We start from the raw sequence: 19,146 nt of genomic DNA, 5'->3' as shown, positions 1-19,146 counted from the left end.
TGGGTCTATTTTACCAAAAAAACGGGCAAACCCGAAATAAAACCTAAGCCCCGCGCGATAAAAAAAGCCCCGGCACGCGGCCGAGACTCTTAATCCTTCACTTCAACGGGCCTTAGTCGCGACTGCCACCAAAGATTCCGAAGATTTGTAACAGTTGTAAGAACAGGTTGACGAAGTCCAGGTACAGTTGTAAGGCCCCGTTAATGGCGAGCCCCGTCATGGATACCTGATCCCCATATTGCAGGTACATCTTTTGCATCTTTTGCGTGTCCCAAGCGGTCAAGGCCGCAAAGATAATCACGGCGATAAACGAGAAGATCAACGCAACCATGCTGTTTTGTAAGAACATGTTGATGATCATGGCCACGATCAACCCAATCAACGCGGCCGTGGCTTGCGTCCCGATCCGGGATAAGTCGCGCTTCGTCGTCAACCCGATGGTCGCCATGGTTAAGAACACGGCGGCACTGGAGACGAACGCCCCAGCCATCGCGGCGCCGGTGTACACGTAGGCGTACATCGACACGACCGCCCCGGTCAAGACCGCGTAAATCATCAACCCGACGATGGCGGTGGTTGGCCGCTTCATGGACTGACCCGAGATCACAAACGGTAAGATAAACCAAGCAATCAGGGCGATCAACATGCCGCCACTGCTCATCCGCACGTTGCTAGCCACCATCAGGTAGGCCGTCAAGGCGGAAACTAAGACTGAAGCCCCCATCCAACCGAACATCCGGGTCAAAAAGGCGTTCAGGCCGACTTGGGTATTAATCGTTTCACGGGGCTGTTGTTGAAAATTGTTCATAAAAGCGCTCCTTCTTTCAAATCAATTCCCGACTTAGCTACTGAGTAAACCAGTAACCACTCTTTAAATTTACTAAGATACATTCTACCAAATTCAATCGCAAAGGGCCAATAATCTATCTGGATTGTGCGGTTATTGGTCAGGATTAGTCACAAAATGGCCGGCCGGTTCGGTCGTTGACCCAATAATCACAGAGCAACCGACGTCCCCGGTTTCTCAGCGTAACGCCCGGCGCGGGGCTCGCCGACCAAAAAAGGGACGGCCGCAGCCATCCCCCTTCGTCAGTTAACTTTAGTTGTTTTTCAGTGATAAATGACTCAACAATTCTTCGTAGGACCGTTCGTACTTTTGCACGTCACCGGCACCCATGAAGACCACCACGGCATCGTGGTAATCCAGTAACGGCGACATGTTGTCGACCGTCAGAATTTCGCCACCCTTGGAGATCTTAGCGGCGAGGTCCTTACTGGACACGGCGCCGTGACTTTCCCGGGCCGAACTGAAGATGTTGGTCAGGTAGACCTTATCCGCTAAGTTCAAGCTCTTGGCAAAGTCGTCCATCAAAGCAATCGTCCGGCTAAAGGTGTGGGGCTGGAAGACGGCAATGATTTCCTTATCCGGGTACTTTTGCCGTGCGGCGTCCAACGTGGCCTTGATTTCGGATGGATGGTGCGCGTAGTCGTCGATGATGGTCATGTCGGCCATCTTCCGTTCGGTGAACCGGCGCTTGACCCCCTTGAAATCGGCCAATTCGTGCTTGATTTCGTCCATGTTGACCTTTTCGAAGTAGGCCACGGCGATCACAGCCAAGCTGTTCAGCACGTTGTGTTCGCCGTACAGGTGGATCTCGAAGTTGCCTAAGAGTTCGCCGTCATGGTAAACGTCAAAGTTCGAGCCCGTGGTCGAGCGCTTGATGTTCTTGGCCTGAAAGTCGTCGCGATCCTTAGTCCCGTAGTAGTAAACCGGCACGTCGGTCTTGAGCTTCCGTAATTCGGGATCGTCGCCCCAGGCAAAGATGCCCTTTTTGACCTGGTTAGACCAAGTTTCAAAGGCACTGTAAACGTCATCGATGCCCTTGTAATAATCGGGGTGATCGAAGTCGATGTTGGTCATGATGGCGTAGTCTGGCTTCGTGGCCAGGAAGTGGCGCCGGTATTCGTCGGCTTCGTAAACGAAGAACCGTGCGTTCGGCGTTCCCTTCCCGGTCCCGTCACCGATCAAGTAAGACGTCGGTGCCACACCGCTTAAGACGTGGGATAACAGACCCGTGGTACTGGTCTTCCCGTGGGCCCCGGCGACCCCGATACTGGTGTAGCCTTCGATCAGGTGACCTAAGAATTCGTGGTAACGGTAGACGGGCAGGCCCATTTCGCGGGCCTTCTTGATTTCGGGATGGTCATCCGTAAAGGAGTTCCCCGCGATCACCGTCAACCCCTCATGGATATTGGCTTCGTCAAAAGGCATGACCTTGATCTTCGCCTGTTCCAATCCCCGTTGGGTAAACGTATACTGCGTGATATCTGACCCCTGAACCTTAAAACCCTTATCATGTAAAATCAGGGCGAGGGCACTCATCCCTGATCCTTTAATTCCGACAAAATGGTACACCGTTGCGTTATCCATTAAATGATCCTCTTTTCTACTCAACTCGGTTCAACTCCAATACCTAAAGTTCCTGACGAGTCGCTCTTCATTTATTTTAGCATATCCCCCACCCCCATAAAAGAACTCGTCCCTTAAAGGAGGTGAGGACTATTCATTTTAAGATGAAAAAGGTGCACCCTGATCATGGGGTTCGGGGAGATCCTTCCCCAAATCGTCCGGTGTCAGGTAAACTTCGCGGGGTTTAGACCCGTGCTGCGGGGACACGTAATGCCTTTGTTCTAGGTCATCGATGAGGTTCGCGGCCCGATTATAGCCAATGGAAAAGACCCGTTGAAGCTTGGAAGTTGAGACGGTTTTTTCCTGGGAAATATACTGCAAAACTTCCGGTAAGAGCTCGTCTTGGTTCTCCTCGTTGGTTTCTTTTTGTAACAAACCTTTCGGCTCGAAGGCGTATTGCGGCTTGCCCTGGGTCCGCACGAAGTCGGTGACGCGATCCACCTCTGCTTCGACGTAGGCCCCTTGCAACCGCATCGGTTGGCTGGCCCCGTTACCCAGGTAGAGCATGTCGCCCCGTCCCAGCAGGCTTTCGGCCCCGGTAGTGTCCAAGATGGTCCGCGAATCGATCTGGCTGGAGACCATGAACGCGATTCGCGTCGGGATGTTGTTCTTGATGGTCCCGGTCACGATGTCGACACTCGGCCGTTGGGTGGCCACCAGCAAATGAATGCCGGCCGCCCGGGCCTTTTGGGTGATCCGCACGATGTAGTCTTGGACCTCACTGGCCGCCATCATCATCAAGTCGGCCAATTCGTCGATGATGATCACGATGTACGGCATCTTCAAGCCCGGTTCGTCGTTGGCATCCGCCCGGTCGTTAAATTGCTCGATGTTGCGGACTCCCGCGGCGGCTAACTTTTCGTAACGTTGATCCATTTCGGTGACCACCCACTTCAGTGCGGCGGCCGCGGCCTTTGGATCAGAGATCACCGGTGATAGCAGGTGTGGTAACCCGTCGTACGGCGCCATTTCCACGGCCTTCGGGTCAATCAACAGGAGTTTGACCTGGTGCGGGTTGGCCTTGTAGAGAATCGAGAGCAAGAGCGAATTGATGAAGACACTCTTCCCGGAACCCGTGGCCCCGGCGATCAAGCCGTGCGGCATCTTGCGCAGGTCGGTGACCTGGGGTTTACCAAAGAGGTCGACCCCAAGGGCCACGGTCAACGGGGAATCACTGTTCTTAAAGGCGGCCGAGTTCAGGATTTCGGACAGCATGACCGGCCGTGATTTCAGGTTCGGAATTTCGATCCCGACCGTAGTTTTGCCCGGAATTGGGGCTTCGATTCGGATATCCTTAGCCGCCAGCGCCAGTTTCAGGTCGTCGTTTAAGTTCGTGATCTTATTGACCTTGACGCCTAGCGCTAAGCTGATTTGAAATTGGGTGACCGTGGGCCCCACGGTCCAGTCGGTGACGTGCGCGTCCACGTGAAACGCCTGGAGCGTTGCGTCTAAGACTTCTCCTTGATGTTCGATCCATTCATCGAGGGCCGCTTCGTCCGGAATCACCGGCTTAGGCAACAAGCTGAGGTCCGGGAAGTGATAGCCCCGGGCCGGCGTCGCGTCGGCGGGTGCCGCCGGAGCGGTAGTCGGGGCGTCGGCAAAGAGGGCCAGGTCCCGCTGGTCGTTCCCCTCTTCTTGCATGATGTCGCCTAACGCCATCCCTAAGCCGCGCCGGGGGGTGGCCGGTGTGGCGGGCTTGGCTGGTTTGGCCTGCGGCGCTGGGGTCACGGGAGCGGCACTGGTCGCCGTAGAAGGCGCACTCGTGGTGGTGGCCACAGTGCTAGCCGCGGATTCCGCCGATGCGGCCGCTTCAGCACTCACGCTGGCACTGCTGGTCGGGTAACTGGTGGTCAGCGACTGACTGGCCGCTGACGTCGTGGTGCGGTCCAGTAACCGCTGCACGTCCCGGTCTTCGGTGCTGGTGGTCAGTGACGTGGGCGTCGGAGCCGCGCTGGTCACCGAACGGGCCGGTGTGGCGGGCGTCCCGACCGGCAGGTAATTGACGGGCCGGCCGGTGGACGGTGTCGGCGCGGTAACGTCCGACACACTGGACGTCTCGGCGCTAATTGAGACACTAGCCGTCGTGGATTCAGCGGTCGTACTCGTCGCTTCTGAACGGGTGACCGAGTCACTCGGATAGATGATCTCGGTCGGGGCCGGTTCCACGAACTGCGCGGTCGTCACCGTACTGGTCGTGACACTCGCGGCGCTCAACGTGGCCGACCGGCTAGTCTCACTTGCGTTTACGGACTGCGCCGCGCTGGTTTGGCTAGCCGCCAACGCGGAACGCGAGGTTTCGGCTGCCGACTGACTGGTGGTCGCTATTGCGGTCTGGGAGCGACTCGGCAAACGCGACGCACGGCTAGTCGATTCCGAAATCACCGCGGTGGCCGAAGCACTGGGCGTAAAGACCACCGTGGCCGGGGTCGGTACCGTCCCCTGCTCCGGCACCCGTTCTCCCGGCTTAGCAAAGGTGAAAAATGACGCCAACGGCTTATGTAACCGGTCGATCAGCCGTTGGTAACGTTGCCGTTGCGGGGTCGTCTGCTGCGACGACCAGTGCAACTGGCGGGGAATCTCGGTGACCTGAAACGGGCGATAACTCCCGCTGGCCGGGTGACTCGGTTGTGACTTGGTTGTGGTGGTTGGTTGTAAGTTTTTAACCGCAGCGTGCGCGGCTTCCGCTTCGCGTTGCGTGCGGGCATTACGTTCTTGTCGATGCTTGACCTGTGAGGCTGCCCGTTGGGTCAAGGGTTCTTCGTGTTGTACGGGGGTTGGTTTTACCGGAAATTTACGGTAAAACGCCGGCCCATCATAGTGTTCCATGTGGCATCCTCCTTGACGCCAGATGCGCGTCAGTTTTGTCTTTCCAGAGGAGCGGGCGTCATCAAGACGCATTTCCCCGATTCCATTGGCAACTCACTATCGTTGCTAATCTTCCCTATTGTACACAAAAAAACGGGTTGGCGACAAGGCCTGACCCGCTTTCCCTAACATTTCTTAGAAGTTTGTCGTTTCGCTGAAATAACCGCATTAGTTAGCAGCGAAGATGGTCTGACCCCGATCGAAGTCAAACTCGTCGCCGACCTGGTAATCATCCGGCAAGATTAACGCACCAGGACGTTGGGGCGCATTGGCTAAGCCCAACTCGCGTCCTGAACAGATCATCCCGTTACTTGGCACGCCCCGCAACTCACCGGGCCAAATGATCAACCCGTTGGGCATCATGGCGCCCACCTTAGCAACGACCACCTTGATATCGGCCTGCATGTTCGGTGACCCACTCACGATTTGGAGCGTCTGGTCGTTATCCACCACCGTTTCGGTCACCAATAAGTGATCTGAATCGGGGTGAGGCGTGGCCGTTTTCACGTAGCCCACCACAAAGCGGGAGCTGGTCTCGGCGACCAATTCACCGGCAAACCCGGCGGCTTCTAGCGCCTGGTTCAACGCCGCCACGTCCGCAGCGGACAAGGCGACTTGGCCCTGTCCCTGCAGTTCGGGGAGGATTTCGGTGGCCGCTAAGAAGTTGTACCCCAGGGTCTTTTCGGTCGCGGGATCATAAATCCGCGCGATGCCATCACGAACCGTGTGGGCCTGTTCTGGGGTGTCTTGCGCAACGATGACAATCAAAGTATCCCCTAACTCACGGGGATTGTAACTAGCAATTAACATGTCGGGATCCTTTCAAACGGTTTTAGTCGGCTGGTGTGGATAAGGAATTAATAAACGTTTCCACTTCCGCCTTGGTCTTACGATCCTTGTTTACTAACCGGCCGATTTCTTGTCCGTCGGCGTAGGCAATAAAACTCGGAATACCAAAAACATTTAATTCAGCAGCTAAGTCGATGTTCTCGTCACGATCGACCGCCATAAACTTAAAATCGGGATATTCGGCTTCGATCGCCGGCATAGCGGGCTTAATGAACGTGCAATCAGGGCACCAAGTGGCCGAGAAGAACAGCATGGTCTTGCCGGACTTCACAACATCTTTTAACTCCGTCGCTGACATCTTGGGTAATTGTTCCATAAAACAACACTCCTTTATTTAAGTTTAAAAATATACGCCCACCATTATAGCATTTTTAGGCCACTTGTCGAACTTTAAGTTTACAACCGTACACTAAGTCCGCACCCACCTGCCCGCAAATTCGCACCTCACGGGACGTTTGGCCCGTGGTCACCGCATCTTTTTACCGTTCTTTTGCGGGTCCAGCGGCGCACCGGGAGCACCCCCAGAACGGGGCGCGAACTTTTTCGGTTTTTTCTAGCTTTTTACGGGAACTTCCCCGCAATCATTGCTATACTAAAGACAGAAGTGGTGGTAACATTGCCCAATAACCTATTTGCTTAAGGAGGCGGTCGTATGGCTGCTAAAAATGGTCAACTTTATCAATTAAGTCTCGGCGGGGTACTCGGCGGCATCATGGGCATTTTCATCACCCGCTTGTTCAGCGGTCTCACCCATTTGGATCCGGATACGATTTTGGATCAGGTAAAACGCCAATTCCGGCAAGAATCGCCCATCGAAGGCGCGTGGATCGAACGGCAAACCGTGCCGTTTCAGAAGTTTGCGGTGAAGACCCGCGTCTACTATGGGGGCATCACCCGCTACGAAGATGACCAATTGGTCCAATATCAATTCATTGCCGACGCTAAGACCGGTAGTGTGTTGGATATTCACCGTCTCTAAACCGAATTCAAACTAAACCTTCAGCAACAGCGTGACCCACTTACCCGGGTGACGCTGTTTTTGTATGCGCACAAACGACGGTTATGCGGAACCAGCTACCTTTTGGCGCCCGTTTCGGCACCAAATATTCGGAGACGACAAAAAAGCCTGGGATTTTTGTCCCAGACTCATCGTCATCGGGCCCTAGCTCAACTGACTAACTTTGATTTTGTTGGCGCGATTGTGGTTGTCGGTCCGCACGACCAACACGTCACAAACCGCGTTGGTCACCACGTAACTGGCCGTGGACCCCATCATCATCCGTTCGACGACGTTTGACCCCGTCGCCCCCAGCATGATCAGATCAATATCAAATTCCTGCGGTAACGTCCGCGCCAAATCGACTTTGGCGTGCCCGTAATACACGGACGTGGTAACGTTCTTGACGCCCGCCGCTTCCGCTTTTTGCCGGTAGTTCTCGACGATGTCGCTAAACTCCTGGCGCGCTTCGTCCATCACCTGTTGGTCGACATAGCCAAACCCGACCTCGGTGGTGCCTAACCCCACGTAGCGACCGCCACTCATGACCGCCGCAATCACCAGTTCGGCGTGATTACGTTGTGCGACCGCGATGGCCTTTTCCGCCGCTCGTTTGGAAGGACGCGACCCGTCGACACCAACTAAAATTCGCTGATATTTTTGTGCCATATCGTTTCCTCCTTCAGCCCTACTTGGTTAATTCGTAGGTCGCTTGGCCGTAGATGGCCATCGCCTTCAAGAGGTCGGCTTCCGGTTGGAACTCGTTGGCCTGGTGCATGGTGTCTGCCGTGCCGGGGAACAACGCCCCAAAGGCGACCCCGCGCTTCATCAGGCGGCCGTAAGTTCCACCGCCCACCACTTCGGGTTGGGCCGTGGTATCCCCGGTTTGTTGCCGGTAAACGTCCATCAACGTCGCAACGATCGGGTCACTAGGGTCCACGTAATGGGGTACCATTTCGCGACCCTGTTCCACCGTCACGTTCATCTGGGCGGTGGCTTGTTGCAGCCCCGCTAAGATCTGAGCCGCCCCGGTGCCGGTCGGGTACCGGAAGTTGGTGTTGACCACACCAGATTGGTCGGCCTTAAACGTCATGATACCGACGTTCATGGTTAAATCGCCCATCACGTCATCGGTATAGTTCAAGCCTAACCGGTGGGCGCGCGAATCGTCATGCAGGTCGTTGGCGATCAGGTGCAGGAAATCCGCGGCGTCGCCCCCGAATTCGAACTGCCCTAAAAAGGTCGCCAGATACGTCCCGGCGTTGATGCCGTTCTTGGGTTCCATCCCGTGAGCGGCCTTGCCGACCAGTTGCAGGTGCACCGTGGTCCCCTCAACTGTAAGGTCGCCGGTGACCGGCGCGTGGGCCAAGAACATCTCAAAACTGGTCTTCAGCTTAGCCGGGTCCGGTACCGTGACCGTGGCTTCGGCGTCGCGGGGCACCATGTTCATCCGGAGACCGGAATCGAAGGTTTGTAAGGTAAACGGCCCAACGTTACCGCCCTTGAAGTGGGTCTCGAAGGTCACGTTCCCCTTTTCACCGTTGATCAACGGAAATTCGGCGTCCGGCGAGAAACCTAACGTGGGCGCCGGTTCTAAGTCGAGGTAGTGGTTCATCCCCGTCCAGTCGCTTTCCTCATCGGTCCCCACGATAAAGCGGATCTTCATCTTGGGGTCGATGCCTTGGTCCTTTAACATCTTTAAGCCGTAGTAGGCCGCTAACGCCGGGCCCTTATCGTCGGACGTGCCCCGCCCGTATAAGTTGCCGTCCTTAGCCGTCAATTCAAACGGGTCGGTCGCCCAGCCCTTGCCCGCCGGCATCACGTCGGCGTGGCCCAGAATCGCTAACGTCTGGTCGCCGGTTCCGTATTCAACGTAACCCACTAAGTTATCCAGGTTTTTGACCATGAAGCCGTCGCGTTTAGCCAGGTCTAAAAAGGCGATCAACGCCTTCGCGGGCCCGGGGCCTAACGGGTAATCGGCCGTGGCCAGAGCGTCGTCACGGGAACTGTCGATGCCGACCAACGTTTTCAGATCCGCCAGGTAAGCGTCGCGGTAGCGCTGTGCTAATTTTTGCCAATCAATTGCCATGATTGAGCCTCCTCACTGATATCTTGCGGACCAAGCCGCAGTTTGCTTATGCTCCATTTTAGCATACCAAGAGAACGTTTTCACCGTAACTTTTCAATCATGCTATACTGAAACTACTTGAAACCGAAAGGAGTCCTCAGGATGCAAACCCTGACCGCAGAAATTTTACCGCAAACCATTCGGCAGCGCCCGGCCGATAGCTATAAGGGGACTTACGGACGCATCGTCTTGATTGGGGGCAACCAAAACTTCGGGGGCGCCATCATCATGGCCAGTGCCGCCGCCGTCTACGCCGGTGCCGGATTGGTGACCACCCTCACCGACCCCAGTAACCAGGGAAGCCTGCACGCCCGCCTCCCCGAGGCCATGTTCGCCGATTACCACGACGACGCCCTCCTGACCTCGCTGGTCACCGGCGCCGACGTGATTGTGATCGGCCCCGGACTGGGCACGGACGCCCCGGCGCTGGCCACCCTGAAACGGGTCTTGGCCCTGGTGACGCCGCAGCAGACTCTGGTGGTGGACGGGTCGGCCATTACCTTGGTCGCCGAGCACCGGTTAACGCTTCCCGCCGTCCCACTGGTCTTAACGCCCCACCAGATGGAGTGGCAGCGCATCAGCGGGATTCGCATCGCGGACCAGACCGAGGCGGCTAACCGCCAGGCCGTCGACCGCCTGCACGCCACGGTGGTCCTCAAGTCCCACCGCACCGAGATCTACACGGCGACCGGCACCTACGAGAACCCACTGGGGACGCCGGCGCAGGCCACCGGGGGCATGGGCGACACCTTAGCCGGCATGGTGGGCGGCTTTCTCGCCCAGTTCAGTGACCCCACCCACGCCGTGCTCGCGGCCGTGTACAGCCACAGCGCGATTGCCGAGGAGCTGGCCCAAACGCAATACGTGGTCTTACCCCACCAGATCACGGAACAGTTGCCCGCGTTCATGAAGGCCCATGAGGCCCACTAATGTCAACCACGCAAAAAGGGTTCCCTACCGGCCACGGCCGCTAAGGAACCCTTTAATTAGCTCTATAGTTTTATTTTGGTGCCGGGGTGGTGGCATCTAGCGGTGCGACTAACGCATCGATCTCCGGGGCGAAGAGGCCGCGATAGGTCCCCACGGGTAAGTCCCCGGGTAACGTCAGCGGCCCCACGCCCGTCCGGGTCACCGGCCCGATCAGGCCCGGTAATTGACTGAGCGCGATCACCGCGGCGGCCACGCCCTTGGTGGTGCCCACGATAGTGGTGGTCTGATGGACCGCATCCGGTGTCACGGTCAAAGCTTGCCAGGTCACGGCCGCCTTGAGCGCCGATAAATCGGGCGCCACCGGTCCCGTTAATTGGGCGGTCAGCTGACTGGCCCACCCGATGCGCTGCAAATCGGTCAAGAAGTGGGTATCGTCACTGGCCAAGACCAGCCCCGTGGCCTCCTTAGGCAGGTCCGCTAAGGCGGTCAACTGCCACTGGCGGTCAAACTCGTTGAGTAGACCCCCGAGGCTTCGCGGCGTCGTTGGCGTCAGGTCGTCTTGAAACCCTAACGGCCGGTTAAACACCAAGTATTGCGGTTGCCGACCGGTCACGGCCAACCCGTCGACACAGATGCGATCCGTAGCGGTGACGGCGGTGTGGCCCGTGACCACCACGGCGTCGTTGACGGTCACCCGTTCCTGACGCAACAGGCGTACGATTTGACGGCGGGTCCCCTGATGGTGTTCGGTTAAGTAGTGTTCCAGATTCATCCCGATTTCCTCCTAACGAATGTGCAAACGACGGCGTAAGCCCGCCACCCGTGGTCCCATGATGTCGTCGGCCAACCGGCTGTGCAGCATGGTGTACACGTAGAAATACCCGCCCACAAGAGCGGCGAGAGCGACCACCACAAAACTCATAATCCGGTTGTCCCCCAGTAACCAGGTGCCGGCCCAGACTACGGCTCTGGCCAGACCAAAGGTGATGATCGAGGACAGTAAGATGCCGTTGGTGCGCTTAGCGATCGTGGCGTAGTTAATCCCAAATTGATAATTGAGGGAATGGATGATCAGATAACAGGTCACCAAAAAGCCGATGCCGGTCGCCACTAGCGGGCCAAACGTGCCGAGGAAGTAGACCAGCGGCCATTGCACCACGAACTTCACGACGGTTCCGACCAAGAAATACTTCACCGCCCGTTTGTTTTGCGAAATTCCCTGCATCAGAGCCGACACCACCGTGTACAGGCCCAAAATGATGGACAGGTACGATGAGAACGCCAAGATCGACGCTCCCAAGGCTTCCTGGGCGTGGCCGTAAAAGACGATGTTTAACGGCCGCGCGACCGCCGACATCCCCAAGGCACTGGGAATCATCACGAATTCAAACATCAAAAACGCGTTGGTCAGTTGACTCGAGATCTCCCGCTTGTTCCCCCGCGTATAGGCTTCGGAGAGCAACGGCACCACCGTGATGGCCAGCGCCGAGGACAACGAAATCGTGATCATGATGATCTTGTTGGCGTTCACCCCGAACAGCGCAAATAAGTCGTTCAGATAGGCGTCCGTGTAGTGCCCCGCCGCGTGCATGATGGGCGCAAAGGTGTATTGGTCGATCAATTGGAAGATGGTGATCCCGGCTCCCAGCACGATGAACGGCACGGCCTGGGTCACGATTTCCCGGTATAACTGGTTAGCCGGCACGACTAATTGGTTATTACTGTGTTGGACCAACGACCGGAAATGCCCGCGCCGCCGCCAGTAGTACACGCCCAAAATCAATAACCCACATAAGGCCCCGACCGCCGCGGCTAAGGTCGATTGGGACACGGCCGTGACCCAGTTGCCCTTGAGGACGCGCATGATTAGGAAGGCCGTCACCAGCATGTAGATCACCCGGGCCAGTTGCTCGACGAACTGGGAGATGGCCGAGGGCGCCATTTGCTGGAACCCTTGGAAATACCCCCGCGTCAGGCTCATCGTGGGGATGATCAGAATCGCCCAGGCCAACGAGTGTAGGACCGGCACCAGATTTTGATCGCCCCCGGTAAACAGGGAGGCCCCAAAGAACATCAACGCCGCAATCGCCACCCCGGTCCCGATGGCGATCACCAGGCCCCGTTGGTACAAGCGCACACTGATGCCGTACTCGTTTAAGGCGTTATAGTGCGCGACCTGCTTGGCAATCGCCGAGGGCACCCCCGCAATCGCCGCAATTAAGAAGAAACTGTAAATGTTATACCCTTTGCCGTAGAGGGCGTTACCTTGTAAGAAAAAGGTGCCAAACCAAATACTCCAGGGAATAATGTAGACCGCACCTAAAATTCGCGAAAAAATACTTCCTGCCGTCATCCACGCCGATCCCGCCACCATTTGCTCCTGTGCATCGACACTCTGGTTGCCCGGATTATCAGACTTTGCCGCCATTTGACACCCTACTTTCACTTGGTTAAAATTCGAAGTTTAATGACCCCACCTTCCCCATGAAAGGCGAGGTAATCAAACCAATATTATACCATAGTCGGTGACTTGCAAGCCTCAGCTTCCGGTTAAGTTTTCTGTAACCCTTAAGTAAATCCGGCGAGAAAAGTTGGTTGCCCGGCGACCTCCAATTTACCGAATCGCGTCAACAGTGGTATTCTAGAGTATAGGAAGTCAGTTATTAGACACACTGAGCGTTTTTTAAGGAGGCAGACCAGTATGGCACAAACAGTATCTGGAGCAACTGCTACCCCGAAGATGCAAATGTCCCCGGAGCGTGCACAAGAAGTCATTCAGATGACCAAGCGAATTCGCCATGGATTCCCGGAACTAAAGGACATCCCTGACGAACAGTTGCTCTACGCAACTTGGCGGAGCTTTAAGCGGATCGACCAGACCAGTGATAGTGATTACCACAAGATGGCCAACGTGTTCTTCCGTGAATTTGACCGTCACTTGCTGAATTACCAGTTCTCCAAGGCTGGTGAAGATGACGTGGTTCGGCACCGATTCTTTGCCATCATCACGGAACTGTTTCAATAAAGAAGTTGAGTTTGGACCGGGGCGACCTGGTCCTTTTTTAGTCCCGTCAGATTCGCTAATCGCCTGATAACATTGGCTTTGCGGGGGTTCCCTAATTGCTTCTCAACTGGTTTTTGTAGTAGACTAGTCGCAGTCTTAACGAATGGGGGGATGACCTTGCGTTATCTAGCCTTACTAGGCAGTCACGAGCAAACGGGCATCACGGCCGGCTACCTGCAAGCCGTCCTGACCGCTTTACCCGCCGACGCGCAGGTGGAAACGGTCTTTTTACGCGACTACGAGATTTACCCGGACACACCCGAAAAAACGTGTCCGGCCCTAGATACGCTGGAAGCCAAACTAGCGGCCAGCGATTTTTGGATTATCTGTGCCCCGACTTACTGGGGTGGGTTGCCGGGCGTGATGAAACAATTTTTCGATTGTATGCGGTTTCGGTTAGTGAAGATGAACTCGGTGGGTGACACCTTACCGGGCAACTACAAAAACAAACACTATCTCAGCATGACCACTTGTTTTATCGGTTCCCTGGACAACTTCTTCACCGGCATCACCGACCAGACCTTCGTCACCATCGACCGGGTCCTGACCGGCGCCGGACTGATCAAGGTGGGCGAGTTCGTCGGCACCGGCACCTGGGGCACGGAGACTCCCCGACCGGCAAAACTCGCCGAATGTACCCGCTGGGGCCACAAGATCGCTCACCGACCGCGAAAGGATGATAATACCTTGAAACGTTACCTACTGCTTTTCGTCATGATTGCCGCCATGGCTCTGGTCACCATGGGCTTACAGGCCTGGTGGTTCGGCGTCTTTACGCCCGGCAAATTCTGGCTGACCTATGCCAGCTTCGTCGTGATCTTCTACGTCTTACTGGCGGGTTTGTTGCACTTCTTTACCTTCGTGCGGCACCGGCGGCGTTAGGCTTGGGATGTCCTGATTCAGTGGGCGGGCCAATCACTGGCCGTCTTCTCCCCGATAGGCTATACTGGGGTCTGTCTTAGAAATCAATCAACGATTTAAATGGTCATCTATGTACCCTTTGTTGAAGTTTAATTGTTGTTGTAACTCGTGTAAGCTGGAGGGCCAGTCAGAAATGGGCTCAGGAGTGAAATTTGTGTTGGCTGGCGTCTCCTGCCAGCCTAGACAAAGGCCGGTCTTCAAGACCTGATTTATGGGCTTGAAGCCGTGCCCACTCCGTTCCAGCCCGTTTCTGACTGGCCCGGAGGCGCTGAATCCTCTAAATTAGTCTTTTAAGACAGGCTCTAATCAGCAATTATTGAAGTTTTGATTAAGGGAGGTCCTGACGATGAGTAAACCCACCACGATTCCGACCCGCGACTTGCCGTTTAATTCGACACAACGGGCCCAGGCCAAACAACTAACCACTTTCTTTGGCCCCAACCGACCAACACCCAAGCCAGCTACCAAATAACGTCAAAAATCCCACGATTACCGGAGCGTCCTTCGGTAATCGTGGGATTTTATTTGGCATCAGGCTTAAAACGCAATCATTAGACAACATAATCATTCACTGTCGTTTAATAAACCCAATGTGAGCTGGAGGACCAATCAGCAATGGGCTCAGGGGTGTCGTTTGTCTTAGTCGACGTTTTTCAGTCGGCTTAGACAAAGGTCGGCCTTCAAGACCTGATTTACGGGCTTGAAGTCGTGCCCACCCCGTTCCAGCCCATTGCTGATTGGTCCGGAAGCGCTGAATCCTCTAAATTAGTTTTTAGTTAGCGACGATGTTGACCAACTTACCGGGCACCACGATGACCTTGCGGATGGTCTTGCCATCCACGTGGGTCTTGACCGTGTCGTCCGCTAAGGCGGCTTGTTCGATGCTGTCCTTGTCGGCGTCCTTAGCGACCTTCAAGTGCGCGCGGACCTTACCGTTGACCTGAACCACCATCTCGACGACGTCTTCGACCAATTGCTTCGGGTCATAGGTTGGCCACTTGGCGTAGGCAATCGTGTCGTCGTGGCCCATCAGTGACCACAACTCTTCGGCGATATGCGGGACGATCGGCGAGATCAACTTGACGAAGCCTTCCATGTAGATCAATGGCAGACTGTCCACCTTGTAGGCTTCGTTGACGAAGACCATCAATTGTGAGATGGCCACGTTGAAGCGCATGGCTTCGATGTCTTCGGTCACGGTCTTCACCGTTTGGTTGTAGATCTTGTCCAGCTGGTTGTCGTTGATCATGGTGACGCGATCCCGCAAGTGGTTATTGTCATCGATCAACAAGCGCCAAACGCGGTCCAACCACCGCCGGGACCCGTTGATACCTTCCGTGCTCCACGGCTTGGAAGCCTCCAACGGTCCCATGAACATTTCGTACAGCCGTAAGGTATCGGCCCCGTGTTGTTCCACAATCTCGTCGGGGTTGATCACGTTCCCCTTGGACTTGGACATCTTTTCGTGGTTGGTCCCCAGGATCATCCCCTGGTTGACTAACTTCTGGAACGGTTCCTTGGTCGGCACAACACCCAGGTCGTACAAGAACTTGTGCCAGAACCGCGCGTACAGTAAATGCAAGACGGCGTGTTCGGCGCCCCCAATGTAGAGGTCGACGGGCATCCAGTACTTCAGTTTGTCCGGATCGGCAATCATCTTGTCGTTGTGTGGATCAACGTAACGTAAGAAGTACCACGAACTCCCAGCCCATTGTGGCATGGTGTTGGTTTCACGTTTCCCCTTACGACCGTTCTTATCCACGACGTTGACCCAGTCATCCAGGTTCGCCAGTGGGCTTTCACCCGTTCCCGAAGGTTCGAGTTGCTTAGCAGCCGGCAAACGTAATGGCAATTCGTCTTCCGGAACCAACGTGGTTTCGCCGTCTTCCCAGTGGATAACGGGAATCGGTTCGCCCCAGTAACGTTGCCGCGAGAAGATCCAGTCCCGTAGCCGGAAGTTGACCTGCTTGTGACCCGCATCGTGGGCTTCCAACCAGTCGGTGGCCGCGGTCATGGCTTCGGCCTTGTCCATCCCGTCTAAGAAGTCGGAGTTGATGTGCTTCCCGTCGCCCGTGTAGGCCGCCGTTTGCACGTCCACGTCACTACCGTCTGCAGGCGCAATGACTTGGATGATTGGCAACTTGAACTTCTTGGCGAAGTCGTTGTCCCGTTCGTCGTGGGCGGGAACGGCCATGATGGCCCCGGTCCCGTAGGACGCTAAGACGTAATCACCGATCCAGATCGGTAACTTCTTGCCGTTGATTGGGTTGATTCCGTAGGCCCCGGTGAAGACCCCGGACTTATCCTTGTTCAGGTCGGTCCGTTCCAAGTCAGACTTGCTTTCGATGGCTTCCTTGTAGGCTTGTACGGCGTCGTGTTGCTCCGGCGTGGTGATCTCATCGACCAGCTTGTGTTCCGGTGCTAAGACCATGTAGGTCGCCCCAAACAACGTGTCGGGCCGCGTCGAGTAAACTTCGATCTGCTTATCGGCGTGGTCGGCGATCTTAAAGAAGATGCTGGCCCCTTCGGAACGGCCGATCCAGTGACGTTGTTGTTCCTTGATGCTTTCAGGCCAATCCAGGTCGTCTAGGTCGGTCAACAAGCGATCGGCGTAGGCCGTGATCCGTAAGACCCATTGGCGCATTGGCACGCGGTAAACGGGGTAACCGCCCCGTTCGGTCTTGCCGTCGACGACTTCTTCGTTGGCCACGACGGTCCCACCCATGAAGTCGGGCGCCCAGTTGACCATGATCTTGTCTTCGTAGGCTAAGCCCTTCTTATAGAGTTGTTCAAAAATCCATTGCGTCCATTTGTAGTAGGATTCGTCGGTGGTGTTGACTTCGCGACTCCAGTCGTAGGAGAAGCCTAACGAGCGAATCTGGCGTTTGAAGTTCTTGATGTTGTGCGCGGTAAAGTCCTTGGGGTTGTGCCCCGTCTTTAACGCGTATTGTTCGGCCGGTAAACCGAACGCGTCCCAACCCATGGGGTGTAAGACGTTAAAGCCTTGCATCCGCTTGTAACGGGCCATGATGTCGGTCGCCGTGTACCCTTCGGGATGCCCCACGTGCAGTCCCTGCCCGGATGGGTAAGGGAACATGTCTAAGACGTAATACTTGGGCTTAGTCGTGCTGTCCGAAGCCTTGAAGGTTTCGTTGACCCGCCAGTAATGTTGCCACTTGCGTTCAATAATTTGGTGTTTGTATGCCAAAATGAATCTTCCTTTCCTCTAAGTCCACGTTGTGTCAAAAAAAGCCCCCAGAAATCGCCAATTGGCCAATTTCTGTAGGGCGTTTGAGCGCGGTACCACCTACGTTTTCCCAATGTCTGGGACTCAGTGGCGGATAACGGCGCCAGACGCCCACCTTGCGGCAGAATCACTCGGAGATAAGTTCGCGGATTCAGGTCACGGATTTGCAGCGCCATCCGCTCTCTAAAGGCCTGAAAAATGCTACTACTTCTCGTCAACGTTGAGTGTTACGTGGTAATTGTCCTAATCTTAGCAAACCCCCTAGGGAAAAGCAAGGCGCCACCGGGAGTTTTCCCGGCAAATTCCCCTAACCGATTATGCTATACTTGACTCATCAAATTTATGCTAAAGGACCGATGACTTGTGCCCAAAATTTCCCGTTGGCGCTGGACCCTGACCTGGGGTGCCGGCTTACTTTTTCTCCTTGATCTCTGGGGGATCACGACCCACCAGGCCTGGATTTCGACTATCGATACTAGCCTGATTCACCTGATTCGCCGCCCCGTCTCCGCGAGCGTCACCCAGGGGATGATCGCCATCACCACGGCGGGCAATCCCCGTTGCGTAGTCTGGATCACCCTCCTTCTCCTAGCGGTCTTAGTCATCGCCCGTCGGTTTCGCGCCGCGTTGATGATCCTGATCAACGTGGCCGGTTGGGCCGGTTTGGGCAACACCGTGATCAAGAACCTGGTCCAGCGACCACGGCCGACCGTTCACCGCTTGGTCGCCGCTAGTTCCTACAGCTTTCCCAGCGGCCATTCCATCACCGCCATGCTCCTGTGGGGCGCCGTGATCGTGCTGACCGCCTACTACCTGGCCAACCACCCCGTTTGGAAAACGGTGATCATCGGCCTGGCCAGTTTCTGGATCCTAGCCATCGGGGTCTCCCGGGTCTTCGTGGGGGTCCACTACCCCACCGATGTCTTGGGCGGCTGGCTGCTGGGCTTTTTCTGCCTGACGCTGACCCAGTGGGCGTTGACCCGTAAAGGAAGCGACTTATAATGAATCTCCCGAATGCCTTGACCTATAGCCACACCCTGCTGGCCGACTGCGTGTACGCGGGCGCGACCGTGGTGGACGCCACGGTCGGTAACGGTCACGATACGGTCTTTTTGGCCCAACTGGTGGGGCCGACCGGGCACGTCATCGGTTTCGACGTTCAAGCGGCCGCCCTGCAACGGACCCAAACGCAACTGGTCTTAACCGGGGCCGCCGACCGCGTTGACCTGCACCTGACCGGGCACGAACACGTTGCCGACTACCTCACCCCCACGACCCAGATTGCGGGGGCCATCTTTAACCTGGGTTACCTCCCCGGCGGCGATAAAACGCGGATCACACGGGCGACCACCACGTTAACGGCCGTCCGGGCGCTTCTCCCGCACCTCACCCGGGGCGGCCGCCTACTCCTGATGGTCTACTCGGGTCATCCCGGCGGGGCCGCGGAAGCGACGGCCGTTCACCAATTCTGTACGACGTTGCCCCAGCACGACTACCAGGTGCTCCAATACGGCTTCATCAACCAGATTCACCAGCCACCGTATCTGTTAGCCATCGAACGCCGGTGACTTCTCTTAGAACCTTAAAAGCGTCAGTTCCCACAAGCTTGGGAACTGGCGCTTTTTCTACGTCTTGTCAATGGAAATGTTGTTAAATCAACGATTCATGATAAGAA

General features: G+C 55.9%; 17 protein-coding genes. 7 read left to right on the top strand and 10 right to left on the bottom strand.

What is annotated here, in order from left to right:
• Positions 1-112 precede the first annotated feature (112 nt).
• The 5 genes from FD38_RS10965 to FD38_RS10945 form a co-directional block, all read right to left on the bottom strand.
• Positions 113-808, bottom strand: coding sequence for a Bax inhibitor-1/YccA family protein (locus tag FD38_RS10965; protein WP_057734167.1), 696 nt, complete (start codon positions 806-808; stop codon positions 113-115).
• Between the two features lie 291 nt (positions 809-1,099).
• Positions 1,100-2,431: a UDP-N-acetylmuramate--L-alanine ligase gene (gene murC, locus FD38_RS10960; protein WP_057734165.1), complete on the bottom strand. Its 1,332-nt coding sequence runs from the start codon at positions 2,429-2,431 to the stop codon at positions 1,100-1,102.
• 138 nt (positions 2,432-2,569) lie between these two features.
• Positions 2,570-5,296: a DNA translocase FtsK gene (locus FD38_RS10955; RefSeq protein ID WP_057734163.1), complete on the bottom strand. Its 2,727-nt coding sequence runs from the start codon at positions 5,294-5,296 to the stop codon at positions 2,570-2,572.
• Positions 5,297-5,503: 207 nt separating this feature from the next.
• Positions 5,504-6,145, bottom strand: a complete 642-nt coding sequence (ytpR, locus tag FD38_RS10950; RefSeq protein ID WP_057734161.1) for a YtpR family tRNA-binding protein — start codon at positions 6,143-6,145, stop codon at positions 5,504-5,506.
• A 22-nt stretch (positions 6,146-6,167) separates the two neighbouring features.
• The gene (locus FD38_RS10945; RefSeq protein WP_057734159.1) at positions 6,168-6,500 is read right to left on the bottom strand and encodes a thioredoxin family protein; all 333 of its coding nucleotides are present in this window, start codon (positions 6,498-6,500) and stop codon (positions 6,168-6,170) included.
• 336 nt (positions 6,501-6,836) lie between these two features.
• Here FD38_RS10945 and FD38_RS10940 point away from each other — a divergent pair, with 336 nt between their 5' ends.
• On the top strand, positions 6,837-7,163 hold the full coding sequence (locus FD38_RS10940) for a PepSY domain-containing protein (protein WP_057734157.1): 327 nt from the start codon (positions 6,837-6,839) through the stop codon (positions 7,161-7,163).
• 183 nt (positions 7,164-7,346) lie between these two features.
• Here FD38_RS10940 and FD38_RS10935 read toward each other — a convergent pair whose 3' ends face one another.
• Both FD38_RS10935 and pepV read right to left on the bottom strand, forming a co-directional pair.
• The gene (locus FD38_RS10935; RefSeq protein ID WP_057734155.1) at positions 7,347-7,850 is read right to left on the bottom strand and encodes a universal stress protein; all 504 of its coding nucleotides are present in this window, start codon (positions 7,848-7,850) and stop codon (positions 7,347-7,349) included.
• Between the two features lie 19 nt (positions 7,851-7,869).
• Positions 7,870-9,270: a dipeptidase PepV gene (pepV, locus tag FD38_RS10930; RefSeq protein WP_057734153.1), complete on the bottom strand. Its 1,401-nt coding sequence runs from the start codon at positions 9,268-9,270 to the stop codon at positions 7,870-7,872.
• Positions 9,271-9,411: 141 nt separating this feature from the next.
• Between pepV and FD38_RS10925 the strand changes: the two genes are divergently transcribed.
• Positions 9,412-10,239 (top strand): NAD(P)H-hydrate dehydratase, encoded by an 828-nt coding sequence (locus tag FD38_RS10925; RefSeq protein ID WP_057734150.1) that lies wholly within the window; start codon positions 9,412-9,414, stop codon positions 10,237-10,239.
• Between the two features lie 70 nt (positions 10,240-10,309).
• Here the strand turns inward: FD38_RS10925 and FD38_RS10920 are convergent, their stop codons facing one another.
• Positions 10,310-11,011, bottom strand: a complete 702-nt coding sequence (locus FD38_RS10920) for a pseudouridine synthase domain-containing protein (RefSeq protein ID WP_057734149.1) — start codon at positions 11,009-11,011, stop codon at positions 10,310-10,312.
• Positions 11,012-11,023: 12 nt separating this feature from the next.
• Positions 11,024-12,667 carry a putative polysaccharide biosynthesis protein gene (locus tag FD38_RS10915; RefSeq protein WP_057734146.1) on the bottom strand — a complete coding sequence of 548 codons (1,644 nt, stop codon included), beginning with the start codon at positions 12,665-12,667 and terminating at the stop codon, positions 11,024-11,026.
• 273 nt (positions 12,668-12,940) lie between these two features.
• On the opposite strand from FD38_RS10915, the gene FD38_RS10910 reads away from it, so the two are divergent.
• From FD38_RS10910 to FD38_RS13120, 3 genes are all read left to right on the top strand, one after another.
• The gene (locus FD38_RS10910; protein WP_057734144.1) at positions 12,941-13,264 is read left to right on the top strand and encodes a hypothetical protein; all 324 of its coding nucleotides are present in this window, start codon (positions 12,941-12,943) and stop codon (positions 13,262-13,264) included.
• Positions 13,265-13,420: 156 nt separating this feature from the next.
• A complete protein-coding gene (locus FD38_RS10905; protein ID WP_057734143.1) occupies positions 13,421-14,185 on the top strand; it encodes a flavodoxin family protein in 765 nt (254 codons plus the stop codon).
• Between the two features lie 385 nt (positions 14,186-14,570).
• On the top strand, positions 14,571-14,696 hold the full coding sequence (locus FD38_RS13120; RefSeq protein WP_263862343.1) for a hypothetical protein: 126 nt from the start codon (positions 14,571-14,573) through the stop codon (positions 14,694-14,696).
• A gap of 300 nt (positions 14,697-14,996) precedes the next feature.
• Here FD38_RS13120 and leuS read toward each other — a convergent pair whose 3' ends face one another.
• A complete protein-coding gene (leuS, locus tag FD38_RS10900) occupies positions 14,997-17,432 on the bottom strand; it encodes a leucine--tRNA ligase (protein ID WP_057734141.1) in 2,436 nt (811 codons plus the stop codon).
• Between the two features lie 402 nt (positions 17,433-17,834).
• Here leuS and FD38_RS10895 point away from each other — a divergent pair, with 402 nt between their 5' ends.
• Both FD38_RS10895 and mnmM read left to right on the top strand, forming a co-directional pair.
• A complete protein-coding gene (locus FD38_RS10895; RefSeq protein ID WP_057734140.1) occupies positions 17,835-18,473 on the top strand; it encodes a phosphatase PAP2 family protein in 639 nt (212 codons plus the stop codon).
• The gene (gene mnmM, locus FD38_RS10890; protein WP_057734138.1) at positions 18,473-19,039 is read left to right on the top strand and encodes a tRNA 5-(aminomethyl)-2-thiouridylate-methyltransferase MnmM; all 567 of its coding nucleotides are present in this window, start codon (positions 18,473-18,475) and stop codon (positions 19,037-19,039) included. The genes FD38_RS10895 and mnmM overlap by 1 nt, the downstream gene beginning before the upstream one ends.
• Positions 19,040-19,146: the final 107 nt, after the last annotated feature.

Source organism: Levilactobacillus zymae DSM 19395 (genome assembly GCF_001434115.1).
GTDB lineage: Bacteria > Bacillota > Bacilli > Lactobacillales > Lactobacillaceae > Levilactobacillus > Levilactobacillus zymae.
Note: the sequence above shows the minus strand (reverse complement) of the source record. Positions and strands in the feature narration are given on the sequence as shown.